Origin of the sequence: Komagataeibacter sp. FNDCF1 (assembly GCF_021295335.1) — a bacterium.
Lineage (GTDB): Bacteria > Pseudomonadota > Alphaproteobacteria > Acetobacterales > Acetobacteraceae > Komagataeibacter.
The window spans coordinates 2669331-2694115 of the sequence record NZ_JAIWOT010000001.1 but is presented as its reverse complement, the minus strand read 5'-3'; the positions used below and the strand labels follow the sequence as shown (position 1 = coordinate 2694115).

General features: G+C 63.4%; 22 protein-coding genes. 11 read left to right on the top strand and 11 right to left on the bottom strand.

Features of this window, described 5'->3' with window-relative positions:
* Positions 1–26: 26 nt before the first annotated feature.
* Positions 27–998: an MlaD family protein gene (locus LDL32_RS12695; protein WP_233067463.1), complete on the top strand. Its 972-nt coding sequence runs from the start codon at positions 27–29 to the stop codon at positions 996–998.
* 194 nt (positions 999–1192) lie between these two features.
* Here the strand turns inward: LDL32_RS12695 and rbfA are convergent, their stop codons facing one another.
* Genes rbfA through rimP form a run of 5 tightly spaced genes read right to left on the bottom strand, consistent with a single transcriptional unit; the run spans position 1193 to position 7226 of the window.
* The gene (rbfA, locus tag LDL32_RS12690; RefSeq protein WP_082770804.1) at positions 1193–1612 is read right to left on the bottom strand and encodes a 30S ribosome-binding factor RbfA; all 420 of its coding nucleotides are present in this window, start codon (positions 1610–1612) and stop codon (positions 1193–1195) included.
* 23 nt (positions 1613–1635) lie between these two features.
* Positions 1636–4341, bottom strand: coding sequence for a translation initiation factor IF-2 (infB, locus tag LDL32_RS12685; RefSeq protein WP_233067461.1), 2706 nt, complete (start codon positions 4339–4341; stop codon positions 1636–1638).
* On the bottom strand, positions 4338–4970 hold the full coding sequence (locus tag LDL32_RS12680; protein WP_233067459.1) for an RNA-binding protein: 633 nt from the start codon (positions 4968–4970) through the stop codon (positions 4338–4340). The genes infB and LDL32_RS12680 overlap by 4 nt, the downstream gene beginning before the upstream one ends.
* Positions 4971–5004: 34 nt before the next feature.
* Entirely contained in the window at positions 5005–6552 is a 1548-nt protein-coding gene (gene nusA, locus LDL32_RS12675) for a transcription termination factor NusA (RefSeq protein WP_233067457.1), read from the bottom strand.
* A 20-nt stretch (positions 6553–6572) separates the two neighbouring features.
* Complete coding sequence (gene rimP, locus LDL32_RS12670; RefSeq protein ID WP_233067456.1) at positions 6573–7226, bottom strand: ribosome maturation factor RimP; 654 nt, start codon at positions 7224–7226, stop codon at positions 6573–6575.
* A gap of 175 nt (positions 7227–7401) precedes the next feature.
* On the opposite strand from rimP, the gene LDL32_RS12665 reads away from it, so the two are divergent.
* The 3 genes from LDL32_RS12665 to LDL32_RS12655 all read left to right on the top strand — a co-directional run bounded on the left by LDL32_RS12665 (position 7402) and on the right by LDL32_RS12655 (position 10364).
* Positions 7402–8040, top strand: a complete 639-nt coding sequence (locus tag LDL32_RS12665) for a hypothetical protein (RefSeq protein ID WP_233067454.1) — start codon at positions 7402–7404, stop codon at positions 8038–8040.
* Complete coding sequence (locus LDL32_RS12660) at positions 8037–9311, top strand: AAA family ATPase (protein ID WP_233067452.1); 1275 nt, start codon at positions 8037–8039, stop codon at positions 9309–9311. Before LDL32_RS12665 ends, LDL32_RS12660 begins: the two co-directional genes overlap by 4 nt.
* Positions 9312–9422: 111 nt before the next feature.
* A complete protein-coding gene (locus tag LDL32_RS12655; protein ID WP_233067450.1) occupies positions 9423–10364 on the top strand; it encodes a hypothetical protein in 942 nt (313 codons plus the stop codon).
* 167 nt (positions 10365–10531) lie between these two features.
* On the opposite strand, the gene LDL32_RS12650 is transcribed toward LDL32_RS12655, so the two are convergent.
* Positions 10532–11428, bottom strand: a complete 897-nt coding sequence (locus LDL32_RS12650) for a LysR family transcriptional regulator (protein ID WP_233067448.1) — start codon at positions 11426–11428, stop codon at positions 10532–10534.
* Positions 11429–11660: 232 nt separating this feature from the next.
* Positions 11661–14354 carry an aconitate hydratase AcnA gene (gene acnA, locus LDL32_RS12645; protein ID WP_233067446.1) on the bottom strand — a complete coding sequence of 898 codons (2694 nt, stop codon included), beginning with the start codon at positions 14352–14354 and terminating at the stop codon, positions 11661–11663.
* A 279-nt stretch (positions 14355–14633) separates the two neighbouring features.
* On the opposite strand from acnA, the gene ccmA reads away from it, so the two are divergent.
* Both ccmA and ccmB read left to right on the top strand, forming a co-directional pair.
* Entirely contained in the window at positions 14634–15278 is a 645-nt protein-coding gene (gene ccmA, locus LDL32_RS12640) for a heme ABC exporter ATP-binding protein CcmA (protein ID WP_233067444.1), read from the top strand.
* Between the two features lie 23 nt (positions 15279–15301).
* Positions 15302–15955: a heme exporter protein CcmB gene (gene ccmB / locus LDL32_RS12635; RefSeq protein ID WP_233067441.1), complete on the top strand. Its 654-nt coding sequence runs from the start codon at positions 15302–15304 to the stop codon at positions 15953–15955.
* Positions 15956–15961: 6 nt separating this feature from the next.
* Here the strand turns inward: ccmB and LDL32_RS12630 are convergent, their stop codons facing one another.
* Both LDL32_RS12630 and LDL32_RS12625 read right to left on the bottom strand, forming a co-directional pair.
* Positions 15962–16399, bottom strand: coding sequence for a copper resistance CopC family protein (locus LDL32_RS12630; RefSeq protein WP_233067439.1), 438 nt, complete (start codon positions 16397–16399; stop codon positions 15962–15964).
* Between the two features lie 253 nt (positions 16400–16652).
* Entirely contained in the window at positions 16653–17783 is a 1131-nt protein-coding gene (locus tag LDL32_RS12625) for a type III PLP-dependent enzyme (protein ID WP_233067437.1), read from the bottom strand.
* Between the two features lie 384 nt (positions 17784–18167).
* Between LDL32_RS12625 and LDL32_RS12620 the strand changes: the two genes are divergently transcribed.
* Positions 18168–19109 (top strand): YihY/virulence factor BrkB family protein, encoded by a 942-nt coding sequence (locus LDL32_RS12620; protein WP_233067435.1) that lies wholly within the window; start codon positions 18168–18170, stop codon positions 19107–19109.
* 13 nt (positions 19110–19122) lie between these two features.
* On the opposite strand, the gene LDL32_RS12615 is transcribed toward LDL32_RS12620, so the two are convergent.
* Positions 19123–19671 (bottom strand): septal ring lytic transglycosylase RlpA family protein, encoded by a 549-nt coding sequence (locus LDL32_RS12615; protein ID WP_233067433.1) that lies wholly within the window; start codon positions 19669–19671, stop codon positions 19123–19125.
* Between the two features lie 166 nt (positions 19672–19837).
* Between LDL32_RS12615 and aroQ the strand changes: the two genes are divergently transcribed.
* The 4 genes from aroQ (at position 19838) to LDL32_RS12595 (ending at position 22374) form a co-directional block, all read left to right on the top strand.
* Positions 19838–20293: a type II 3-dehydroquinate dehydratase gene (aroQ, locus tag LDL32_RS12610; RefSeq protein ID WP_233067431.1), complete on the top strand. Its 456-nt coding sequence runs from the start codon at positions 19838–19840 to the stop codon at positions 20291–20293.
* On the top strand, positions 20290–20748 hold the full coding sequence (locus tag LDL32_RS12605; protein ID WP_233067429.1) for an acetyl-CoA carboxylase biotin carboxyl carrier protein subunit: 459 nt from the start codon (positions 20290–20292) through the stop codon (positions 20746–20748). Before aroQ ends, LDL32_RS12605 begins: the two co-directional genes overlap by 4 nt.
* Positions 20748–22100: an acetyl-CoA carboxylase biotin carboxylase subunit gene (gene accC, locus LDL32_RS12600; RefSeq protein ID WP_233067427.1), complete on the top strand. Its 1353-nt coding sequence runs from the start codon at positions 20748–20750 to the stop codon at positions 22098–22100. The genes LDL32_RS12605 and accC overlap by 1 nt, the downstream gene beginning before the upstream one ends.
* 109 nt (positions 22101–22209) lie before the next feature.
* The gene (locus tag LDL32_RS12595) at positions 22210–22374 is read left to right on the top strand and encodes a hypothetical protein (protein WP_233067426.1); all 165 of its coding nucleotides are present in this window, start codon (positions 22210–22212) and stop codon (positions 22372–22374) included.
* 158 nt (positions 22375–22532) lie between these two features.
* On the opposite strand, the gene LDL32_RS12590 is transcribed toward LDL32_RS12595, so the two are convergent.
* Positions 22533–24767, bottom strand: coding sequence for an FUSC family protein (locus tag LDL32_RS12590; protein WP_233067424.1), 2235 nt, complete (start codon positions 24765–24767; stop codon positions 22533–22535).
* Between the last annotated feature and the right edge of the window lie 18 nt (positions 24768–24785).

Below are 24785 nucleotides of genomic sequence, written 5' to 3'. Positions count from 1 at the left end.
TCTGCGTCTAGGGAGACCTGAACACCATGGCTGAACGGCAGACCACGGTCGGTGCATTTGTGTTGGGTGGGGCCCTGCTTGGTGTGACCGCCATAGCGCTGTTCGGACAGTTTCATCCCTTTTCCCCCACCAACCACGCCATGGTGATATTCGACAGCCCGGTCAACGGGCTGGGTGTTGGCGCGCCGGTCACCTTCGATGGGGTGCAGGTGGGGCATGTGGAGCATATTGCCGTTCAGTTCGATCCCCAGACCCATCAGGCCTACATTCCGGTCACGCTGGAGCTGGAGGCCAATGGCGCGCGCATGGCAGGCGGCCACGGCAAGGCACTGGACACGCGGGAACTGCCGCGCCTGATCGAAAACGGGCTGCGGGCCGAAATGCACATGCAGAGCTTCGTGACCGGGCAGGAAGAAATCGACCTGACATTCGACCCCGGCGTGCCCGCCAAGCTGCATCCCGGCCTGACCAGCATGATCGAAATTCCCGCCCGTGAATCGGACATGCAGAAGCTGACCGATGCGCTGACCGCGCTGCCGCTCAAGAACATTGCCAACAATGCCGATGCCATGCTGGTCAGCATCCGCACGCTGGCCGACAAGCTGGACAAGGATCTCCCCCCGCTGGTGGACAGCGTTCGCGCCACGTCCGACCACACGCGGGTCACGGTCGATACCGCGACCGATGCCATCCGGGATCTTGACCACCGGATGGACAGCACGCTGACCTCCATCAATCATCTGGCTGACAGTGGCACGGCACAGCTGGATGCGCGCGGCAGTGAACTGCATACCCTGCTGGTCAACTCCAACGATACGGTAACCGAGGCACGCGGGGCACTGGCCGGCCTGCACGACATCACGGCCCCCAGTTCTGCCGACCGTTCCAATATCGATTCGTCGCTGCGCGACCTTGCCGCCGCCGCCGCCGCCCTGCGTGGCTTCGCCACCGATGTGGAACGCAACCCGCAACTGCTGCTGATGGGCCGACGCAATTAGGCCACGCCCTGCATGGACAGGCAGCAAAAACCCGGTCAGGCAGATGCCAGAACCGGGTTTTTTATTAGCAAGTGACAAAGGGGTTCTTGGTGAAGCTTTTTTGGAGAGCTTCAGAAGAACGTCATCTTCCTGAAAAAAGGTGACCCCTGAAAACTTTTATCATTTTTTATGACAGGATGACCTGCGAACGCGCTTCAGTCTTCGTCCTTCAGGTCCCGCTGGACTTCAGGCTGACGCAGCATGGTGTCCACTTCCATGGCGTAATCCAGCGCGGTATCGGGCTGGAAATGCAGGTCGGGCACACCGCGCAGGCGCAGCGCATGCGACAGGCGCGTACGGAGGAACGGGGTCACACGCTTGAGTGCAGGCAACAGTTCCGCCACGTCGCTGCGGCCAAGGCGTGCAACAAATACGGTTGCATGCTTCAGGTCGGGGGAAATACGCACTTCGGTCACGGTAATGCGCACATCCGCCAGATCCGGGTCCCGGAACTCCGTACGGGCGAAGATTTCCGCCAGCACACGGCGCACTTCTTCCGCCACACGCAACTGGCGCTGCGAGGGGCCTGACGCGGAATGGCCGGCAAGTTTCCCTGCCGGCCCGCTCTCGCTCATCCCTTTTCTGGATGCATTACGGCTCATGCCGGAACCAGTTCCATTTCATAGCACTCGACCACATCCCCCTCACGCAGGTCGTTATACCCTGCAAAGGACAGGCCGCATTCATAGCCGCGCGCTACTTCCTTGACATCGTCCTTGAAGCGCTTGAGCTGGCTCAGGTCACCTTCATGGATCACCACGTTGTCACGCAGCAGGCGTACGCCACAGCCACGCTTGACCACACCCTCGGTCACGTAACAGCCAGCGACCTTGCCAACCTTGGTGATTTCGAAAACCTTGCGGATTTCGGCGTAACCCAGGAACTTCTCGCGATGCTTGGGCGCGATCTTGCCGCGAACCAGCTGTTCCACATCATCCGCCACCTGGTAGATGATGGAATAGTAGCGGATATCCACGCCCTCACGCTGTGCCAGTTCACGGGCCTGCGCCGTGGCGCGGACATTGAAGGCCACGATAATGGCACCCGATGCCTTGGCCAGCTGCACATCGCTTTCGGTGATCTGCCCGACGGTGGCGTTGAGCACGCGGATCTTGACTTCTTCATGCTCCAGCTTCTGCACCGTGGCTTCCAGCGCCTCGGCCGAACCCTGCACGTCCGCCTTGATCAGAACGGCGACTTCCTTCTGCGCACCCGCCTGAATACGGGCCAGCATCTGGTCCAGCGTACCGCGCGCGGCGGTCTGGCCCGCGGCCATGCGGTCCTTGATCACGCGCTGGCGGAACTCCGAGATTTCGCGGGCGCGATTCTCGTTTTCCACCACCACGAACGGCTCACCTGCACCCGGAACCCCGGTAATGCCCAGGATCTCGACCGGCATGGACGGCCCGGCTTCGGCAAGCTGGCGGTTACGGTCGTCAATCATGGCGCGCACACGGCCCCATTCGGCACCGGCCACCACAATATCGGAGCGACGCAGCGTGCCCTTCTGGACCAGTACGGTCGCAACCGGACCACGGCCACGGTCAAGGCGGCTTTCGATCACGGAACCTTCGGCAACCCGGTCGGGATTGGCTTTCAGGTCAAGGATTTCGGCCTGCAGCAGGATCGCTTCCTCAAGCTTGCCAAGCCCGGTCCGCTTCAGGGCCGAGACCTCGACATCCTGCGTATCACCGCCCATGCTTTCCACCACGATCTCGTGGTTCAGCAGTTCCTGGCGCACGCGGTCGGGGTTCGCACCCGGCTTGTCGCACTTGTTGATCGCAACGATAATCGGAGCATCCGCCGCCTTGGCGTGCTTGATGGCCTCGATCGTCTGCGGCATCACGCCGTCATCCGCCGCAACAACCAGCACCACGACATCCGTCACCGACGCGCCACGGGCACGCATGGCGGTAAAGGCTTCGTGGCCCGGCGTATCGATGAAGGTGATGCGCGAACCCGATGCCAGTGTGACCTGATACGCACCGATATGCTGGGTGATGCCACCGGCTTCACCATTGGCGACATCGGTCGTGCGCAGCGCGTCGAGCAGAGAGGTCTTGCCGTGATCGACATGACCCATCACGGTCACGACCGGCGGACGCGGCTTGAGGTCCTCGGGCCTGTCCTCGATTCCCTCAATACCGATTTCCACATCGCTGTCGGATACACGGCGCACGCGGTGGCCAAATTCCTGCACGATCAGCTCAGCGGTATCCGCATCGAGCGACTGGGTCACTGTGGCCATCACACCCATTTTCATGAGCGCCTTGATGACTTCGCCCTGACGGGCGGCCATACGGTTTGCCAGTTCCTGCACTGTAATGGTTTCAGGCAGCACGACATCACGCACCACGCGCACCTGGTCGGAGCGCAGGCGCTCGAGCTCGGCCTGACGGCGTTCACGCTCACGCTGGCGGCGGACCGAGGCGAGCGAACGGGTCTTGTCGTCATCCCCCTCGATTGCGGCCTGCACGTCGATACGACCGGCCCGGCGGCTGTCACTGTTCTTTTTCGCACCACCCGAGGGGCGGCGGCTGGGCGTGGCGCTGCCGGGACGGCGGCTGGGGCGGCGTTCTTCCTCGCCCCCTTCCGCACGGCCTCCACGCAGGCGCAGCGTCTCGCCTGCCCCTGCAGTGGCACCGGCGGCACCCGCCGGGCGCGCGGCCCCGCCGCCCGTAGCCGGACGTGACGGACGAACCGGCTGCGCCGGCATGATCGCACGTTCGGCCAGCGGACGCAGGCGCTGCATTGGCGGCGCGAGCGTGACCTCACCCGGAATGGGCACGGACGACACGACAGGACCGGGCGGCTCCGCCTCGGCTGCGGGAGGAGTGGCTCGTGCCGCGCCCTGGGCTTCCCGCCTGCGGGCTTCTTCCTCTGCCGCGGCGTCTGCCTTCGCCTGTGCCTCTTCTTCGGCACGGCGGGCATTTTCCTCTTCCTGGCGGCGAGCTTCTTCCGCAGCGGAGAGAATGGTGATCTTCTCCTGCTCGCGGGCTTCCTTCTCACGCTGGATGGCAGCGTTGCGCTGCTCTTCCAGCACGCGCTGGCGGGTCGCCAGCTCCGCTGCCGTCAGGGCGCGCCCGCCCCGGCCACCGGCGCGACCGCCAGCCGGCCCCGATCCGTTACCTGCGGCCCCGGCCCCGCGCTTCTTGCGCACCTCGACCTGAACCACCTTTGATCGACCATGGCTGAAGCTCTGCCGTACGGAGCCGGCATCCACCGTCCGTCCGACTTCCCTCCGGCCCGCCGGCCGCAGGGACAAGCGTCCCTTACCCTGATCCTGATCGTTGCCTTCGCTCATGTACCCGCCTGTTCACACCGTCCGGCGGAACACTCCGCCGAATTCGGGCCAGCCCTGCCGGACAGGCCCGCAAAACGTTCACTCTCGATACGGAAACGGCGTGCCAGTTCACCATGCAGCATCGCTGCATGAACAACATGGTCACGGCCAAATGCCGCACCCAGACCCGATGCCGTAGGAACAACCGTAACCGGCAGGTCCCGTGCACCAGACAAAACTCTCTTCCTCTCGTCGGGACTGCCATCGGCCGCCTGGATGACCAGACCGGCACGACCGCCCACAACCCACTCACGCACCTTGGCGAACCCGCAGACAATCTGTCCGGCCCGCCGTGCCAGCCCTACGACATCCATCATGCGCCGCAGCAGCCCATCCGCTACAAGATGGGTCAGGTCAGGGTGAATAACAACCCTTCCCCTTGCCGCACGGGCAAATACGCCACGTGTGCGTGCTGTTTCTAACACATCCGCACGTGCGCTCAACCAAATTCCCCGTCCGGGCAGACGTGCGGAAAGATCAGGGATCACGACTCCATCAGGGGAAATGACGAATCTGATCATTTGCTCCCTGGGCAGCCGGACACGGGTAACGGCGCAGCGGCGGAGCGGGCCACGCTCCTCTTCCGCCATGTCTCCCGCGTCTTCCGCGTTCAGATGATCCCGCTCAGACGTCGGACGTCTCCCCTGTTTCGGCCTTTGCATCACCCGTCTCGTCGCCTTCAAACCAGTGGGCACGGGCCGCCATGATGATTTCGTTGGCCGCATCCTCGTCTATGGCATCGCTGCCAAGGATCTCGACCAGTTCGTCACCTGCCAGGTCGGCCAGATCATCAAGCGTCTTCACGCCCTTTTCACCCAGCGTCACCAGCATCTGGTTGGTGAACACGCCCAGCACCGCGATATCGTCACTGACACCAAGTTCACGGCGCTTTTCATCCAGCTGCTCTTCCTGGTGGGCGAGATGCCGCTCGGCACGCAGGACGAGCTCACCGGCCACATCCTCATCAAAGCCTTCGATGTTCGCCAGTTCCTCGGGGTCGGCAAAGGCCAGTTCCTCGACGGAATGGAAACCTTCGGTCACCAGAAGCCCGGCAATCACATCATCAACATCCAGCGAGCTGACGAACTGGCCGCTGCGGCGACGGAATTCTTCCTGCCTGCGCTCCGATTCCTCGGCTTCGGTCAGGATGTCGATGTCCCAGCGCGTCAACTGACTGGCCAGACGGACATTCTGCCCGCGGCGCCCGATGGCAAGGCTGAGCTGGTCATCGGGGACGACAACCTCCACCCGACCCGCTTCCTCGTCCATCACCACCTTGCTGACTTCAGCCGGGGCAAGGGCATTGACGACAAAGGTCGCGGCCTGCGGGCTCCATGGGATGATATCGATCTTCTCGCCCTGAAGTTCCTTGACCACTTCCTGCACGCGCCGGCCGCGCACGCCAACACAGGCGCCGACCGGGTCGATGGCGGCATCACGCGAGATGACGGCCATCTTGGCGCGCGAACCGGGGTCGCGCGCCACGGCCTTGATCTCGATGATGCCATCGTAGATCTCGGGCACTTCCTGCGCGAACAGCTTGGCGAGGAAGGCCGGATGCGTGCGCGAGAGGAAAATCTGCGGGCCGCGCGGTTCGTCACGCACATCATAGATGTAGGCGCGCACGCGGTCGGAATTGCGGAAGCTCTCACGCGGGATCAGCTCATCACGGCGCAGCAGGGCTTCGGCATCGCCGATTTCAACCAGCAGGTTGCCATATTCCGTGCGCTTGACGGTACCGTTGATGATCTCGCCCACGCGGTCCTTGAAGTCATTGAACTGGCGGCGGCGCTCGTATTCACGCACGCGCTGGACAATGACCTGCTTGGCCGTCTGCGCCGCAATCCGACCGAAGTCGATGGGCGGCAGCGGGTCGATCAGGTATTCGCCCAGCTGGATCTCGGGCTTGAACTTGCGCGCGATGTAGAGCGGGATCTGGGTTTCCTCGTTCTCCACCGCCTCGACCGCTTCGGTCCAGCGAGAGAGGCGGACATCGCCGGTCTTGCGGTCGATGGTGGCGCGGATATCCTTTTCATGACCGTACTTGGCGCGACCGGCCTTCTGGATGGCCTGCTCCATCGCTTCGAGCACTTCCTCGCGGTCAATCGACTTTTCCCGCGCTACGGCATCAGCCACCAGCAGCAGTTCGGGACGGGCAACGGACGTATCCATCAGTGTCTCCACAACATCGTTCAGTTTGCCTTGCGGGCCGGCCTGCGGCCCGGCCTGACGCCGGGCCTGCGCGTTCCGGCCGGGGCGGCCCCTTCGGGGGAGTGCTCATCTTCCCGTCCGGGACCGTCTCCAGGCCCATTTTCCTCACTGGCGGCGTCCGGCTGCATCATCCGGGCGCTTGCCTCGATCAGTTCGTCCGTCAGGACAAGGCGCGCCTTGCGCATTTCGGCAAAAGGCAGCGCAACCTCGGTTCCATCATCAAGCCGCATCAGGCCATGGCCATCACGCGCGCCCAGCACGATTCCGGCAAAGCGCTTGCGGCCCTCGATGGGCATGTTCATCTCGGCACGGGCAAGGTGTCCGGCAAAACGCTCCCAGTCCCTGGCGCGGGTCAGCGGCCGGTCAATTCCGGCCGAGGAAACTTCCAGCGTCCACGCCCCGGGCAGCGGATCTTCCACATCCAGGATGGCACCGACCGCATGGCTGATCTGCTCACAGTCCTCAATGGCGATGAGCGTACCGTCGGCCCGGTCGGCCATGATCTGGACCGTGGGGGATTCACGCCCCAGCACCGCCACGCGCACGAGGTCATACCCCATGTCGGCCAGCGCGGGGGCGACCATCGCGGCAATGCGGGCATCAAGGCCCGTCAGGAAAGGAAGATCAGCGTCCAATGCAAAAAAGGCAGCCCTGCGGCCACCCCCCAAAGAAAAAACCAGAGATGAAGGAATTATCCGCAACATAGGTCACGACCATCATATCCGCAAGAACTATATATACGCTGCAGGGTTACATTTCCTGCTTCTTAACGTCTTGCCATGCCCCCCTCCTCACCCGCATTATGAAGTGATGACGCCCTTGCACTCACCCCCGGAACCCGCACGGGACCGCAGTGAACGCCCGGCCAGCCGCAAGCTGGTCGTGGTGGGGCTGATCGCGGCCGTGGTGGCGGCAGGCGGGCTGGGCAGCGGCGGCTTCCTGACGGCGCGCGAGGGGGGCAGCGGCAGCCAGACACCCCCTGTCGCGGCCGAAGCCGGGGGCGGGGGAACCGGCGACGGCAATCACCTCACGCTCAACGCCCCGGTGCAGAACCAGCCGGACATGATGGGCGAGATGCCCATGATCTCCCCCGAGCGCGCGGTGGACATGCTGCGCCAGACTTCCTATTCCATCCAGCAGCAGGCCGAGATCCTGGCTGCGCTGAAACGGCGGGAAATCGTGCTGGCGGACATGCCGATGTATGACATAACGGGCGGCAACGCGGTTGTTAACGTGCAGTCGCTCGGGCTGGTGCAGACCGTACACCTGGGCGCGCAGCCCAAAAGCGTGATCCTGCCCATCCGCATTGCCGGGAACGTGACCATCGCCGCAGCTGGCGACCCGGGTCCGACCGGCATCCATGCGGGTGCCGTGTTCGTGCCGGGGCCGACGCCCCTGCCGGTGCTGACCCGGGGTACCGAAATCGTAATCGGGGTGGTCGTGCAATGAAACCGCTCTATCCGGGACTGATGGAACGGCTGGTCCCCTTCATCATGGTCATTTTCCTGGTGCTGGGCAGCTTTCAGGCAGCCATGGCGTTGCATCTTTCGCTCGCCAGCCTGCGGCATTTCATGGAATGGTGTGCCCCGGCCTATCCGGTCGTGGCAGCGGCCAGCGCCCTGCTGGCGGTGGCCGGGCTGTGGTTTGAGAACCGGGCCGAAAAACTGGCCCGCAAGGGGATCCGACGCAGACGGGGATGGATAATGGACGTACTCGCCAGGCTGACCAATCGCAGCGCGCTGGAGGAAATGCTGGCGCGCGAACAGAAAGAAACCGTGATCGACGCGGAGGAACTGGCCGCAAGCCTGCGCGCGCGCGTGATCGGACAGGACCAGGTATGCGAGGACGTGGCGACCCAGCTGCGCCGCCGCCTGGCGCTGCAGGTGCGCGGCAAGCCGGTCGGGATCTTCCTCCTTGCCGGGCCGCCGGGCACGGGCAAGACCTATCTGGCCAAGCAGCTGGCCCGCCAGCTTGACCGCCCGCTGCTCAACTTCGACATGACGCAGATGAGTTCCCCCCATGCCGCGACCCAGCTGTTCGGCTCGCCCAAGGGGTATGTGGGATCGGATACCTACGGCAAGCTGACCGGCGGCCTGAAGGAAAAGCCTGACGCGGTCGTGCTGCTGGACGAGATCGAGAAGGCGCACCCCGATGTCTTCAAGAAATTCCTGACCGCATGGAACGATGGCCACGTGACCGAGGCCTCGACGGGGCAGCAGATCTCCACCGTGCGCTGCATCTTCATCCTGACATCGAACATCGCCACCGATGCGCTGTCCGAAATCGCGGACCGGCTGGCGGATGAGCCCGACAAGATGCGCGCCGAGTCGGTCGAGGCGCTGCGCCAGGCGGGCTTTGCACCGGAAGTGCTGAACCGGCTGGACCGCATTTTCGTCTTCCGGCCGCTGGAGGGGCTGGACATCGCCCGTGTCTCGGCGCTCGAGATCGAGGCGATGATCGACAGCTATGGCCTGAAGGTGGAAACCGGCGGCATCGACCCCGCCCTGCTGTTCGAGGTCATGCGCCGCCAGGACCGCATGGGCCCGGCCGCCAGTGCACGCGACCTGGCCCGCTCCATCGAGGACATGATCAGCGATTCCCTCATCACCGCCCGCCAGCAGGGTGCCAAGCTGGTGCGCGTCGTCTCGAACGAGGACGGGATCGTGGCCGAAATCGCGGACCAGGACAAAGACGCCCAGCGCGCGCGGATCAGTTCCTGACCCATGCCCGCCATGACCCGCACCCCGTCCCGACATGGTCGCGCGCCCGGCTGTCTTTCCCCGCACCTTCCTGTCCGGAAAGGCATGGCCGTGCGCGGCTTGAACGGCTGAATGTCCGCTTTTTCACGCTTGTGGCAACGCGCGCCCCTGTGGCGGCTCTGCCTGTACCTCATCGTGCCGTTCGGGGTGCTGACGGTCATCTTTCCGCCAGCTTACCTGACGCGGCTTCTGCCTAAACTGGCTGCAGTTTCCGCCTCCATCCACAACCGGCTGGGCATGCACGACGCCCCGGCGGAAGGCGATGCCGGCAGTGAAAACAATGGCAGTGATGGCGTGGTCACCATGATGCCCATTACCGACCGGCTGACAAAGGCGATTCCCTTTGCCGGCCGGATCCTGCCGCTACCGGCGGGTGTGTGGCATCCGGTCATGAATGTCATCAACGGCCCGCATGGCGAGGTGCTGGAAAATGTGCTGGTACGGGTGGAGGGCCATGTCGTGACCGGCCTGATCGGTGCGGAAGGCAGCACGCAGCCCGTGCCGGAAACAGCCACCGCATCCATCGACTCCAGCTGTCATGATGACCGCAACTTCATGTCGCGCGTGCTGTCCGCCCATCCGCCCGCGATGGAATGCTGGTTCACGGCCGCGGTCTATCCTGCTTCCATCAACCGCACGGCGATCATTGCCACCCGGCTGAAGGAGGAAGGATTCATCCTGCCGCCGGTCTTTTTGAAATCGGGCTGGAGCTACAGCACGCCGGCCGGTGACCATAACGTCAATGTCGAGACGGTGACCATCTTCCTCAACCCGGTCAATACCGACAGCACCAAGATGCTGCGTACGCCCGAGTTCTGGAACAAGGATACGCTGGGCCAGCAACCGGCGGCGGCTGACTTCGTCAAGCGCACCAATGTATGGATGGCTGGCTGGGCGCAGGTCCTGCATGACGGGTTCAACAGTGACATGCTGGCCTCCAGCGAGGAACAGCGTGCCCGTCTTTCACGCGACCCGGCGGCGACCGCTCCGGGGCAGGGCAGCCCGCTGGACTGAACGGGCTGCGCCAGCAGCACCCATCCGCAGGTCATTGAAGACGTCGTTTGCGGTAAAGCTTTTTTCAAAAAGATTCAGGAAACATTGCCTTTTTGAAAAAAGGCGACTTTTGGAAATTCTTGTTTTCCCGCCAGTTTCCTGTCTCAAAATGGTTTTTATCGATTCTGTCAGCCCTGGCGCAGTACGTTCGAAATCTCGATCAGGAAATCAAGCACCGTGCGCGTGCGCAGCGGCAGGGTGCGCGGGCCAGTATGCACGGCATAAAAAGGCAGTTCCGGAATCGTCCATTCCGGCAGCAGATGCTTCAGCTTCCCGGCCGCGATGTCTTCCTCTACCTGGAAGGTGGGAAGCATGCCAATACCGAGTCCCGCCCGGACCGCCTGCAGCACCGCCTCACTGCTATTGGCGCGAAAGGGACCGCTGGCCGCCACCGCCGTCTCGCCTTCACCCCTGCGGGTAAACTGCCAGTCATGGCGTGAGCCACCATAGCTGTAGGCGATGCATGGGTGGTTGAGCAGGTCACGCGGATGTTCGGGCGTACCACGACGCGCAAGGTAGTCGGTCGAGGCAATGACACAGCGATGCACCGACCCGAGCCGGCGTGCGATCAGTGAGCCTTCGGCAATCGAACCGATCCTTACGGCCAGATCCAGCCCTTCTTCTACCAGGTCGCCAAAACCGTCGCGCATGACCAGTTCGACCGACAGGTCGGGATGTTCTTCCAGCAGGCAGTTCAGCCGACTGGTCAGATAAAGGCCGAACGCCGTGGTTACACCCAGCCGCACCAGCCCGGAAACCGAAGCCCGCCGACGGCCCAGCGCCGTTTCCGCCGTTTCCAGGATTTCCAGCACTTCATAGGCATGGGGCAGCAGGCTGCGCCCGTCTTCCGTCATCATGAGGCTGCGCGTGGTACGGGCGAACAGTGTTGCGCCGTAATGGGCTTCCAGCAGGGCAATATGACGCGAGATGGTTGGCTGGCTCGCTCCCGTCTCACGCGAGACTGCGGAGAACGAGCCCGTGGCAGCCACACGGACAAAGCTGTGCAGGGCAGAAAGCAGATCCATGGGGCTCCATCACATCCAAATGTGTTATTACACAACCATAGCTGTAGACGGCATCTTATTTATGCACAATACAGAGAAAAAACACCACGGATATGTGTGAAACGCAACGGTAACCGCTGGAACCTATGCTGAATACGCATATATGCCCTGCCCATAAAAAAACGGCGACCCGCTTCACACGGGCCGCCGTCTGATCAGTCCATTCCGGCCGGGGCCGGAATGATCCCTATGCTCAGGCTGCCTTGGTCATGCCACGCAGCACGGTCTGGAGAATGCCGCCATTGCGGAAATACTCCACCTCGTCCAGCGTATCGACACGGCACAGCAGGGGCACGTCCTGCTTGGAGCCATCGGCGCGGGTGATGGTCATCGTCATCGTCATGCGCGGCGTGATCTTGTCCAGGCCGCGGATCTCGAAGGTTTCGTCACCCTTCAGGCCCAGCGTCTTGCGCGTCGTGCCTTCCTCGAACAGGAGCGGCAGCACGCCCATGCCCACCAGGTTGGAACGGTGGATACGCTCGAAGCTTTCCGCCACGACCGCACGCACGCCCAGCAGCAGGGTGCCCTTGGCTGCCCAGTCGCGCGAGGAGCCCATGCCGTATTCCTTGCCGCCGATCACGACCAGGGGCACGCCCTCCTTCTTGTATTCCATCGCGACATCGTAGATGGAGCCTTCCTTGCCGTCCGGGAAGTGCTTGGACACGCCCCCTTCGGTGCCGGGCAGCATCTCGTTCTTGATGCGGATGTTGGCGAATGTGCCGCGCACCATCACGCGGTCATTGCCACGGCGCGAACCGTAGGAGTTGAAGTCCTTCTTCGCGACGCCATGCTCTTCAAGATACTTGCCGGCGGGCGAGCTTTCCTTGATCGCACCGGCAGGCGAGATGTGGTCGGTGGTGATGTTGTCACCCAGCAGCGCGAGCAGGCGCGCACCGATGATGTCGCCACGCGACTTGGGCTCGGGCGTGATGTCCTGGAAGTACGGCGGGTCCTGCACGTAGGTGGAGGACGCATCCCACTTGTAGGTCTCGGAACCGGTGGCGACCTTCAGCGCCTGCCATTCCTTCGTGCCCTGGCTTACGTGCTTGTAGCGGTTGATGAACTCCTCACGCGTGATGGCGGAGCCCATCAGGGCGGCGATTTCGTGGTTGGTCGGCCAGATATCCTTCAGGTAGACGGGCTTGCCGTCCTTGGATGTTCCCAGCGGCGTGGTGGTGATGTCCTCACGCATCGTGCCAAGCAGGGAGTAAGCGACCACCAGCGGCGGGCTGGCCAGGTAGTTGGCGCGCACGTTGGGCGAGATACGGCCTTCGAAGTTACGGTTGCCCGAAAGCACCGAAACCGCGACCAGCTTGTTGCCTTCGATCGCATCGACGATGTGATCTTCCAGCGGGCCGGAGTTACCGATGCAGGTCGTGCAGCCATAACCGACCGTGTTGAAGCCCATCGCATCCAGCTCATCCTGCAGGCCGGCGCGGTTGAGGTAGTCCGTCACCACCTGGGAACCCGGTGCGAGCGATGTCTTGACCCACGGCTTGGGCTTCAGGCCCAGCGCGCGTGCCTTCTTCGCCACCAGACCTGCCGCGATCAGCACGGCGGGGTTGGAGGTGTTGGTGCACGAGGTGATGGCCGCGATCACCACGTCGCCGTGGCCGATCTCGTAATTGGTGCCAGCCACCTTGGCCTTCTTGTCCTTGTCGGCCGCGGGCACACCCAGGCTGCCGGTCAGCTCGGTCTCGAACGCCTTGTCGGCACCCTTCAGCACGACGCGGTCCTGCGGGCGCTTGGGGCCTGCGATGGACGGCACGATGGAGGACAGGTCGAGTTCCAGCGTATCGGTGAACTTCGGATGGGCCGAGTCGGCATGGCGGAACATGCCCTGGGCCTTCAGGTATTCAGCCGTCAGCTTGATACGGTGTTCTTCACGGCCGGTCTGGCGCAGGTAATCCAGCGTCAGGTCGTCAACGGGGAAGAAGCCGCAGGTCGCGCCATATTCCGGCGCCATGTTGGCAATGGTCGCGCGGTCGGCCACCGGCAGGTGGTCAAGGGCGGGACCGAAGAACTCGACAAACTTGCCGACAACGCCCTTCTTGCGCAGCATCTGGGTCACGGTCAGCACCAGATCGGTTGCCGTAGCACCCTCGGGCAGCTTGCCCGTCATCTTGAAGCCGATCACATCAGGGATCAGCATGGCGATGGGCTGGCCCAGCATCGCGGCTTCCGCCTCGATCCCGCCAACACCCCAGCCCAGCACGCCCATGCCATTGACCATGGTGGTGTGGCTGTCGGTGCCGAACAGTGTATCGGGGTAGGCGTAGTCCCTGCCACCCACGTTTGCCGTCCAGACTGCCTGCGCGATGTATTCCAGGTTCACCTGATGGCAGATCCCCGTGCCGGGCGGCACGACGGAGAAGTTCTCGAACGCTTCCTGGCCCCAGCGCAGGAAGGCGTAGCGTTCGCCATTGCGCTCGAACTCGATGGTCACGTTGTCCTGCAGCGCATCGGGCGTGCCAGCCACGTCCACCATGACCGAGTGATCGATCACCAGGTTGACGGGAACCAGCGGGTTCACCTTCTGCGGGTCACCCTTGAGCTTGAGGATACCGTCGCGCATCGCGGCCAGATCGACCACGGCGGGAACGCCGGTAAAGTCCTGCATCAGGATGCGCGCGGGCTTGAAGGGAACTTCCTTCGTGCTGCGCCCTTCCTTCAGCCATTCGGCAATCGCCTTCGCGTCCTCGACCGAGTAGGAATGCCCGTCCTCGAACCGCAGCACGTTCTCCAGCAGCACTTTCAGGCTGACCGGCAGGTGGGTGACGGAGCCGATCGTCTTTTCAGCTTCCGGGATCGAGAAATAATGGTAGGTCTTGCCGTCCACATCGAGTGTGCGGCCCGTTTTCATTGAGTCGTGCCCAACCGTCTTCATTGGCTTTGTTTCCTCCGAGGCATCAGCAACGGATCATCCCGTATGACCGCTTTCCCCCGGCCCATTTCCATGGTGCGGGGTTTGCGACCTTGTCGGGGACAACCTGCTTGATCTCCCAACGGGGGTAGAACATACCCGGACGCGGTTGCGACACAAGCTGGCCTCGGTAACAAGAAACCGGGAGCAGGCATTTTTTTCGCATGGGCCGCCCTGTCATCCACTGATCGGAGGATTTCCGTCATTCCTGCCTTTACCCCCCCCGGCCGCCCATTGCTGGAAGTGGAAAATATATCGGTTTTCCGCGGTGAACGGCTGGTTCTGGATCGTGTCGGCTTTACGCTTGAGGCAGGTGACGCCCTGCTGCTGACCGGGCCGAACGGTGCCGGAAAGTCCACCCTGCTGCGTGTGCTGGCCGGATTGCGCAAACCGGAAGGCGGCCATGTGCTGTGGTCTGGCGTGGATGCGCTGGCCGACCGCAGCCAGCATGCCGAACGGGTTGCCTATCTGGGCCATCAGGATGCGCTCAAGCTGGGGCTGACCCTGCGCGAGAACCTGACCCTGGCCATGCGCGCAAGTGGCGGAAATCCTGACTTGTGTATGAAATCACTCAATATTCTTGGGCTGGCCGACCTGCCTGCGCGCATGCTCTCGGCGGGGCAGAAGCGGCGGGCGGCACTGGCGCGCGTACTGCTGGCGCAGGCCCCGCTGTGGCTGCTGGATGAGCCGAGCCTGGGGCTGGATATCAGCACCATGGACCTGCTGGGCAGCCTGTTTGCCGCCCACCGGCAGGCTGGCGGAATCGTGATCGCAACCACCCACGTTCCGCTGCCACTCCCCAACGCCCGCACGCTGGCGCTGCCGGGCCTGAACGAATCCGACATCTCTCAACCGATCGAGGATTTCCCCGAGGACGACCTGCTGTGACATTCCGGATTCCCTCCCTCATCATGGCCATTCTGGAACGTGACCTGCGCCTGGCCCTGCGCCATGGCGCGGATACGCTGGGGGCCGTGCTGTTCTTTATCCTGGCCGGCGCGCTGTTCCCGCTGGCCCTTGGTCCCTCGCCCGAACTGCTGCGGCGCATGGCGCCGGGGATTGTGTGGGTCTGCGCGCTGCTGGCCGCACTCCTGCCACTGGACCGGCTGTTCGGCTCGGAACTGGAGGACGGCTCGCTTGACCAACTGCTCATGACCGGGCTGCCGCCATCGCTGATCGCGCTGGCGAAGATGATCGCGCACTGGCTGACCACCGGCCTGCCGCTGCTGCTGGCGGCGGGTCCGCTGGCCATCATGCTGGGCATGCCCACCACCAGCATGCTGGTGCTGCTGACAGGGCTGCTGCTTGGCACGCTCATCCTGTCGCTTATTGGCGGGATGGCGGCATCCGTGGTGCTGGGTGCGCGGCGCGGGGGCGTGCTGCTCCCCCTGCTGGTGCTGCCGCTGACCACGCCCGCGCTGATCTTTGGCGCGGCCGCGCTGGATGCGGCACAGACCGGCCTTTCATGGGGGCCCGACCTTGAACTGCTGGGGGCGTTCCTTGCGGCGGCGATTCCGCTATGCCCGATGGCGGCGGGCGCGGGCCTGCGGGGCGCGGTGGAATGACCCGCGCTATTTCCCCGATACCGGGGCGGCGGCCGTAACCGTCGCGGGGGCGGTTATCGGGGCTGCCGCGGCCGCAGCGGTGCCGACATCGAATGGCAGCGTGCCCTGCACCGGGCTGCCACTCTGGCCACGCATGCGCCAGTGCAGCACGTAATGCCCTGGCGTCAGGGTCACGGTCGTGGCCAGGCCATGCTGTTCGTCATCCGCAGGCGATGCGGGCAGCAGCTGCGGTACCCCGCTTGGGCCAAGCAGCAGCAGGCGGGCACGGAAAGGGTCGATCACGCTGTCGAACGACAGTTTTACCGCCACATTGCCCGCAGGCACCTGCTGGCCCGCCGCCGGTTCCGCATGGACCAGAACCGGCGTGGCGTATGCCCGCGCGGCAAGGACGCCCATCAGGACGGCGGATACGCCAATCCGGCGCAGCATTGTGGGAACGGACACGGGCGGGATACCTCCGGTATTGGACTGGACTGCCGCCTGTATCCCCCTGATGGACGCAGGGCGGCAAGACTTTCGTCCCACCGCCCTGAAATCGCATTCTTCCTGAAAGCGTGTTTTGAAATAACTCATTGATAAAAATTACAAGTTCTTGGACGCCGCCTTTTTGAAAAAAGGCGGCGTTCCGTGAAGCTTTCTGAAAAAAGCTTCACCAGAAACATCCCTACATTTCAGCAGGGCATTTCGGGAACAGGGTTCAGATATAGTGTTCCATGATCGGCTTGAGCCCATTGAACCCGGTGGAGCAGTAGGTCGAGACATACGCACCGGTGGACAGCAGTTCGATCCGGTCCCCCGACTCCAGCCCCAGCGGCAGGGCATAAGGGGTTTTTTCATACATGATGTCCGCGCCATCGCAGGTGGGGCCGGCAATGGCGACCGGGCCGGTTGCCATGCCATCATGCGGGGTGCGGATGCCGTAGCGGATGGCCTCGCCCTCGGTCTCGGCCAGGCCACCGAAACGCCCGATGTCGAGATAGACCCAACGCACGCCATCTTCCATGCCACGACGGCTGACCAGCACCACTTCCGACGAGACCACACCCGCGTCCCCCACCATGAAGCGGCCCGGCTCGATGATCATTTCCGGCAGGTCATTGCCGAAATGCTCGGTCATGGCGTGGCTGATCGCCACCGCGAAGCGGTCGATGCCCGGTACGTCATCACGGTAGCGGATGGGGAATCCGCCACCCAGATTGACCATGCGCAGGTCAAGCCCCGCCGCCTTAAGGTCGGTGAACAGCATGCCGACACGCGAGATCGCGGCTTCATACGCCCCGGTTTCCGTCTGCTGGCTGCCAACGTGGAAGGACAGGCCATACGGGTCCAGCCCCAGGTCACGGGCGCGCAGCATGAGATCACGCGCATTGTCCAGCGTGGTGCCAAACTTGCGTGACAGCGGCCAGTCCGCCCCTTCGTTTTCCACGATCAGGCGGCAGTAGACGCGCGATCCCGGCGCGTGGCGGGCCAGCTTGTCCAGTTCCTCGGCGCAGTCGAAGGCAAACATGTCCACGCCCGCCTTGTGGGCGCGGGCGATGTTGGACGCCTTCTTTACCGTGTTGCCGAACGAGATGTCCGCCGGGCGGGCCCCCGCTTCGAGGCACATGGAAATCTCTTCCCACGACGCGGCATCGAATGCCGAGCCAAGGCTGACGAGACGGCTGAGAATCGGATTGGCGGGATTTGCCTTGACCGCATAATATATCCGGGCCAGCGGCAGCGCTTCACGCAGGGCGCGATAGCGTTCCTCCACCCGGTCAACGTCAACGACAAGGCAAGGCGTTGCAGGGGACTGCTCAGCCAGATAACGAGCGATTTTGGGAGTCATCGCACCCAAATCCCTTCTGTTCTGCCGCCCGAATGAATACAATTCTGGAATTGCACAAACGGACAGATGTTGCGAAACGGTCTAACGGACCAGCGACCAATAAGGACCCCCACCTGCGTGGCGGCCCGATTGCCAGAACGCTTGACGTCGTTGCGTAACCTCAGAGGGCCAGTGGCACGTGCGTTGTTGCGTAGGAAGCGCATATGAGGACAATACGCGCGCCATGCAATAGAAAAATCATCCCGTTACGCAGTTTTTAGCCTAGGCTCACATCATCGTGGCACAATACACACAGGGGCCGGCCCTGATTTCCGGCCGGCGCCCCAGACTTCACAGCAGGACAAGAAGCCCCCCTTGATTGGTTCCACATCCACTGAAATCGATATGACGGAAACCACGTCACCACCCCCCCACCTGCCCCAGTTTTCCTGGACCCAGGTCAAGAAGGTGCTGCGGCAGGTTGCCCACAACATCGTATCCGACCAGATCACGCTGGCTGCGGCGGGGTGCGCGTTCTATGCCACCCTCTCGCTGTTTCCGGCCATGAGTACGCTCATCTCGCTCTACGGGCTTCTGTTCGACCTGCAGACGGTGGAGCCGCAGCTTGTCGTGCTGCGCAACCTGCTGCCGCCCTCCGCCTATGATGTGATCGGCGACCGGATCCACCTGCTGGTGGCCGAATCGCATTCCTCCCTCACGTTCAACCTGATCGTGTCGACCACGATCGCCACATGGTCGGCCTCGGCGGCCACGCGTTCGCTGATCATGGCGATGAACGTGGCCTACAATACCCCCGAGACACGCAGCTTCCTGCGCTTCCAGGCCATGGGCATGGCGCTGACCTTCTGCTCGATCTGCGGGGGAATCCTTACGCTTGCGCTCATGGTGGGGCTGCCGTTCCTGATCGACTACCTGCCGCAGCACCTCTCGCTTGCGCCGCCGCCGGGCTCGGTGGAACTGCTGATCCGCATGGGGGGGCCCATGCTCATGCTGCTGTTCGTGCTGTCGCTGTGTTCGGCGCTGTACCGTTTCGGGCCGAACCGGCCCCATACCTACTGGCGCTGCATCCTGCCCGGCTCGGTCGGGGCCACGATGCTGTGGCTGCTCTCGTCCACCGGGTTTTCCTATTATGTCAGCCACATTGCGGGCTACAGCGCCACATACGGGCCGCTGGGGGCGTTCATCGCCATCATGATGTGGTTCTATGTCTCGGCCTATGTCGTGCTGCTGGGCGCGGAACTGAATGCCGGGCTGGAAATCGAGATGCAGCTGCGCTGCTCACCCGACAGCAACATGGAAGGCTGGACCAAGCACCAGAAACTGTAGGTGCGGGCGTGGATCAGCGCGGCGCGCTGGCCACCTCCTCATCCGCAGCCATGTCGGCGGGTTCTATGTCGACCGGGGCCGTGCCCACGCCCAGAATGCCAAGCTGGCGCGCCGCCTCGGGCGAGAGATCAAGGATGCGGTGGCCACGGAACGGCCCCCTGTCATTGACACGCACCACGACCGACCGCCCGGTCCGTCGTGAATGGACAAGCAGCCGCGTGCCGAGCGGCAACTGGGTGTGGGCCGCCGTCAGGGCGTCGGGGTCGAACATCTCACCCGATGCCGTGGCATGACCCAGTTGCCGGCCGGTGCCATACCAGCTTGCCAGCCCGTGCTGGCTCCAGTGCGGGGGCACGCGTGACATGACGGGCGGCCGCCGCATCACGCCGCGCCCGCCGTGCCGCCCCATGACCGCACCGTGCCGCGCCACGGCACAGGCCACATTCACGGCCCCCGACGCCGTCAGCATCAGGCAGGCCATGACAACCGACCATGCCCGCCGTACCGTCATGGCCTGGCCGGTTTCCGCGCCACTGGCCTGATGTCCCGAATGCCCTGTCATGCCCCGGCATAGCACGACATGGTCCAATATCCTATCATTATGGACGCACGCCCCGGTTCCGCCTGCATGCAGGGCGGCCACGGATGGCGCAAAGAACGTACATGCGGGCCACGGCGCGCATCAACAGACTTGGAACACGGCGGCGAGCGTGCTAGGCGCGTGCATCATGGAGCGCCCCCTTATTGCCGTGCTGAACGGCCCCAACCTCAACATGCTCGGACTCCGGCAGCCCGAGATATATGGTCGTGCCACGCTTGATGACGTGGAACAGGTCTGTGTCCAGGCCGCCGAACGGCTGGACGTGGCCATCGACTTCCGCCAGACGAATGGTGAGGGGGAACTCGTTTCATGGATACAGGAATGCCGGGGCCGCGCACGCGGCATCATCATCAACCCGGCGGCCTATTCCCATACCTCGGTTGCGATCCTCGATGCGCTTCTTGCCGTTGATCTGCCCGTGATCGAGGTGCACATCTCCAACATTCACCGCCGTGAAGCCTTCCGTCATCACTCCTATGTCTCCCGCGCCGCCATTGGCGTCATATGCGGGCTGGGCGTACGGGGATATGCACTGGCGCTTCAGGCCATGACAGACATGATTCTGGACGAGGACGATCAATGAGCCGACTGCTCGTGGATGCGGATGCCATTCGGGCATTGGCTGAGATTCTGACCGATACCGGCCTGACCGAAATCGAGATCGCGGAAAAGGACAACCGCATCCGTGTCGTCCGCGCGGCGGCACCCGTGGCCCATGCCGTGCCGGCCCCGGCACCCGTGGCGGCCCCCGCGGCAGCGCCTGCAGCCCCTGCGGCGGCCCCCGTTGGCGACCTGTCCAAGCACCCCGGTGCCGTGACCAGCCCCATGGTGGGCGTGGCCTATCTGGCGCCCGACCCGTCCTCTCCCCCTTTCGTGACCGAAGGCCAGCAGGTCACCGCGGGCCAGACCCTGCTGCTGATCGAGGCGATGAAGACCTTCAACCAGATCAAGGCACCCCGCGCGGGCACGCTGAGCAAGGTGCTGATCGAATCGGGTGAACCGGTCGAATTCGGCGAAGCGCTGGTCATCATAGAGTAATGTTTTCCAAGATCCTCATCGCCAATCGTGGCGAGATCGCCCTGCGTATCCTGCGGGCCTGCCGTGAACTGGGCATTCCCACCGTTGCCGTGCATTCCACGGCGGATACGGATGCCATGTATGTCCGCCTGGCGGATGAAGCGGTCTGTATCGGGCCGCCAGCCAGCCGCGACTCGTACCTCAATGTCGCGGCCATCCTGTCGGCCGCCACCATCACCGGGGCGGACGCCATCCATCCCGGCTACGGCTTCCTGTCGGAAAATGCCGATTTTGCCGAAACGGTGGAAGCCCACGGCATCACCTTCATCGGGCCGACGGCGGAACATATCCGCATGATGGGCGACAAGATTACCGCCAAGACCACCATGATGGCGCTGGGCGTGCCGCTGGTTCCCGGATCGGACGGGGCGCTGGAGAGCCTTGAGCAGGCGCGCGAGGTGGCGGCGAAGGTCGGCTATCCCGTGCTGATCAAGGCGGCGGCTGGTGGTGGCGGGCGCGGCATGAAGGTCGCCCCCACCGAGGCCGACCTGGAAGAGGCATGGAGCGTCGCCCGCACCGAGGCCCGCGCCGCCTTTGGCAATGATGAGGTCTATCTCGAGAAATATCTCGACAAGCCGCGCCATATCGAACTGCAGATCATGGCCGACACCCATGGCAACGTGGTGCATTTTGGCGAGCGCGACTGCTCGCTGCAGCGCCGCCACCAGAAGCTGCTGGAGGAAGCGGGTTCCCCCGCCCTGACCGCGCAGCAGCGTGACGAGATTGGCCAGATCGCAACATCCGCGCTGACCAAGCTGGGCTACCGCAACGCCGGCACGCTGGAATTCCTGTACCAGGACGGGCAGTTCTGCTTCATCGAGATGAATACCCGCCTGCAGGTGGAACATCCGGTGACGGAAATGGTGTGCGACGTGGATCTGGTGCGCGAGCAGATCCGCATCGCCGCAGGCGAGCCGATGGGCTACAGCCAGTCGGACATCCACTTCTCCGGCCATGCGATCGAATGCCGCATCAACGCCGAGGACCCGCAGACATTCATGCCCACGCCGGGCACGATTACCGTCTACCACCCGCCCGGCGGGCTGGGGGTGCGAATCGATAGCGCACTGTATGCCGGCTACCGTGTGCCGCCGTATTACGACAGCATGATCGCCAAGCTGATCGTACGCGCGCCCACCCGGATCGAGGCCATCGAGCGCATGCGCCGTGCGCTGGACGAGTTCGTGATCGAAGGGGTCAAGACGGTCATCCCGCTGCACCGCAAAATTCTGGATGATCCCCAGTTCCGCAAGGGTGACTACACCATTCACTGGCTGGAAAACTTCGTGGCCCGGCAGCAGGAAAAGAACTGAACCCGGCCACACCTGAAAACAGGAACCATGAAAAAAGGCGGCACCATTCCGGTGCCGCCCTTTTTTTAAGTTTCCTCCCCCAACGGGGATGCACACCTGTCACGGCTTGATGATGATCACCGTGCCATCCGTTATGGTGCGCCATATCTGGTCCATCTCGGCATCCATCATGGCAATGCAGTCGCTGGCCCCGGCGAATGCCGTGGATCATGACCATTCCCTCCGGATCAACACCCATGCGTCAGCCCTGCCTGCCTGTTCCGGCGCGGGATAGCCAGTCTGCAGGCACGGCACAGGACAGAAAAAGTCCGCCGGGCACGGCCCTGCCAGCATTCCCGTCATCAAAAAGACCCGCCATCCAGCAGATAAGCCTGCCGGCTTTGTTACGGCAGGCCGATGACGGCATGACACGTCCGCCCCGCCCGCCCGGGCTCAGGCCATGACCGGGTCGAGATAGGGACTGGAGGCATCAAAGAATTTCTGGTTGTGATCCAGTTCAAAGGAAATCACGTACAGGCAGGCCAGTGCATTGTCGATTTCCAGCCTGACACCCAGATTCTCCTCCTGCCCCGCGATCTGCTGCAGATGGGCGATGGCGAATTTGGCCGCGCGCGCGGTGCGGCCATAATGCCCGCCATAGCGGCCACTGAACTGCGCCATGCGATTCATCATCTCTCCCACCACGCGCTGGGCCTCGGTTGGAAACATGTGCCGCTCCAGGATGGCGCGCAGGCGGATAACGTTCAGCCCGATTGTCATGGCAGACAGGATGCCCTGCAGATAGGCGTCGATAATCAGGTCGGGCGTGTTTTCCGCATTGGTCAGCAGGCGGACAAAACGGTCCACGTTATGCTCGACCACATACAGCGTGGTGGGCAGCGTGCGTGCGCGCGCGACATAGCGCAGCCCATGCAGGATGCCGGTACGCATCTGCCAGCGCATATCGTTCGTATCGAATGGCAGCACCAGCCGGAACGCCCACATCGCATACCACAGCCCCACCACCAGCGGCATGGCGGTGTTGAAGAACGCCACCTCATCCAGCCGGGACTGATTGCCCGGCCCAAGCAGGATCGGCAGGAACAGATTGTACGAAACCGCCCCCAGTATCAGCGCCGGATAGGCAAAGGCCAGCCCCCCCGCCAGCATGGGCAGGAACAGGCACACGGCCATGATCTCGTATGTGGTCGGCTCGGCCAGCCGCCACAGGACCAGCACCCCGGCCACGATCGAGGCAATGATGGCCCCACCCAGAAAGGCCCGCGTGGCCAGCGCCGGTTTTTCAAGCGTGGAGAACAGGCTGCACACGATGGAGACGAACATCATGAATGTCAGCCCCGCCGACCATGACGTGGTCACCCATATGACACCGGACCCGAAAATGGTGACCGATGCCCGCAGGCTGTTGGTAAAGGCCTGCTGCCAGTCCCGGAATGTCTTGATCCGGTAATGGAAATGGTCGTGCAGCAGGGGATTGCGGCTGGCGTCAAACTGGATCAGTGCCTGTTCCAGTTCCTCCAGCATCTGCCCCAGCGCGGTATTGAGCATGCGCTGCTGTGACAGCAGGCTGACCAGCTGCGGGTCGACATGCGGGCTGCCGGGGCTGCCCATTTCCTCATCCAGCGAGTCGGCAACACTCTGCCTGCATGCGGCCTGCAGTTCGGCCAGCTGGGCCAGCACGGGGGCAATGTCGTCACTGGCTTCGAGCCGGGATGCCATATCCTTCAGAAAAGCCTGCACCTGCGCCGATGTCGCGTTGAAGGCCGCGTCCGGAACCATGTTGGCCCCCTGCATCAGCGCCGCCAGGTCCAGCCCGCGTGAAAGCAGCATGGCCACGCGCGCAAGTGCCGCGCGGGCATGGTCGCCCTCATGCCCATGGTGGGCGCCCATTTCCACTTCCGCGAATTCGATCTGGTCACTCAGCGTGGTGATGTTGGAAAAGACGCCCCGCGCCTTCTTGAGAACCTGTGAATCACCTGCCAGCACGGCGGCCAGCGTCTGGCCCGCCCCATTGATGGCGGTCATGAAATTGGCGGCCAGGCGTTCCTGCGCGCGTGTTTCCAGCTTGAACTGGAACAGCGAGGAAACGGTACTCTCCAGCACGATGCCCAGCACGATATAGGTCGCGCGCGACATGGCGGTCATGAAGATGTGCTGCGGATCGGCAATCCCGTCCAGCGAGATGATGGCGTAGGTAAAGCCGCTCGCCCGCATGCCATGGATACGGTAGTTGGTCATGGTGGCGGGGCCGGGCAGCAGCGTGCCGATAAAGCAGAATGTCCCGATCCCCACGGCCAGCATGAGGATGAACATAAGCGGCGCCTGTGGAAAGGCCGCCACCAGCAGCACCGCGCAGATGGTGCCCACGACCATGCCAAACAGGTGCCACCGCGCCTTGGCCACACTCTTGCCGCGCGTGCCCTGGGCCACCATCCATACCGTCAGCGCCGCCCATTGCGGGCTGCCCAGTTCCCACCACAGGGCAATGCCCAGCGCGATGAGCGAGGTGATGGTGGTGCGTAGCGCGTAACCGAAGGTGAAGAGCCCGGGCGCGTAAAGCCAGCGCAGGTGATCCTGCCGTGGCGTGGCACCCGGCGGCCACAGCCGCCTGAAGAAACCCCGGATCTGGTCCTGGAAACGGATCAGGGAAAGTTCCAGCCCTCTCATCCCCGTACCCGGCCTCCC

Excerpts from the sequence above, each read along its gene's own strand:
- LDL32_RS12650 (WP_233067448.1), bottom strand. The coding sequence starts at position 11,428 with ATGGATCTGCTTTCTGCCCTGCACAGCTTTGTCCGTGTGGCTGCCACG.
- LDL32_RS12590 (WP_233067424.1), bottom strand. The coding sequence starts at position 24,767 with ATGAGAGGGCTGGAACTTTCCCTGATCCGTTTCCAGGACCAGATCCGG.
- accC (WP_233067427.1), top strand. The coding sequence starts at position 20,748 with ATGTTTTCCAAGATCCTCATCGCCAATCGTGGCGAGATCGCCCTGCGT.
- LDL32_RS12625 (WP_233067437.1), bottom strand. The coding sequence starts at position 17,783 with ATGACTCCCAAAATCGCTCGTTATCTGGCTGAGCAGTCCCCTGCAACG.
- LDL32_RS12695 (WP_233067463.1), top strand. The coding sequence starts at position 27 with ATGGCTGAACGGCAGACCACGGTCGGTGCATTTGTGTTGGGTGGGGCC.
- LDL32_RS12665 (WP_233067454.1), top strand. The coding sequence starts at position 7,402 with ATGACGCCCTTGCACTCACCCCCGGAACCCGCACGGGACCGCAGTGAA.
- nusA (WP_233067457.1), bottom strand. The coding sequence starts at position 6,552 with ATGGATACGTCCGTTGCCCGTCCCGAACTGCTGCTGGTGGCTGATGCC.
- LDL32_RS12595 (WP_233067426.1), top strand. The coding sequence starts at position 22,210 with ATGATGATCACCGTGCCATCCGTTATGGTGCGCCATATCTGGTCCATC.
- LDL32_RS12620 (WP_233067435.1), top strand. The coding sequence starts at position 18,168 with ATGACGGAAACCACGTCACCACCCCCCCACCTGCCCCAGTTTTCCTGG.
- LDL32_RS12615 (WP_233067433.1), bottom strand. The coding sequence starts at position 19,671 with ATGACAGGGCATTCGGGACATCAGGCCAGTGGCGCGGAAACCGGCCAG.
- LDL32_RS12680 (WP_233067459.1), bottom strand. The coding sequence starts at position 4,970 with ATGGCGGAAGAGGAGCGTGGCCCGCTCCGCCGCTGCGCCGTTACCCGT.
- LDL32_RS12660 (WP_233067452.1), top strand. The coding sequence starts at position 8,037 with ATGAAACCGCTCTATCCGGGACTGATGGAACGGCTGGTCCCCTTCATC.
- LDL32_RS12655 (WP_233067450.1), top strand. The coding sequence starts at position 9,423 with ATGTCCGCTTTTTCACGCTTGTGGCAACGCGCGCCCCTGTGGCGGCTC.
- infB (WP_233067461.1), bottom strand. The coding sequence starts at position 4,341 with ATGAGCGAAGGCAACGATCAGGATCAGGGTAAGGGACGCTTGTCCCTG.
- aroQ (WP_233067431.1), top strand. The coding sequence starts at position 19,838 with ATGGAGCGCCCCCTTATTGCCGTGCTGAACGGCCCCAACCTCAACATG.
- LDL32_RS12605 (WP_233067429.1), top strand. The coding sequence starts at position 20,290 with ATGAGCCGACTGCTCGTGGATGCGGATGCCATTCGGGCATTGGCTGAG.
- ccmB (WP_233067441.1), top strand. The coding sequence starts at position 15,302 with ATGGCCATTCTGGAACGTGACCTGCGCCTGGCCCTGCGCCATGGCGCG.
- acnA (WP_233067446.1), bottom strand. The coding sequence starts at position 14,354 with ATGAAGACGGTTGGGCACGACTCAATGAAAACGGGCCGCACACTCGAT.
- rbfA (WP_082770804.1), bottom strand. The coding sequence starts at position 1,612 with ATGAGCGAGAGCGGGCCGGCAGGGAAACTTGCCGGCCATTCCGCGTCA.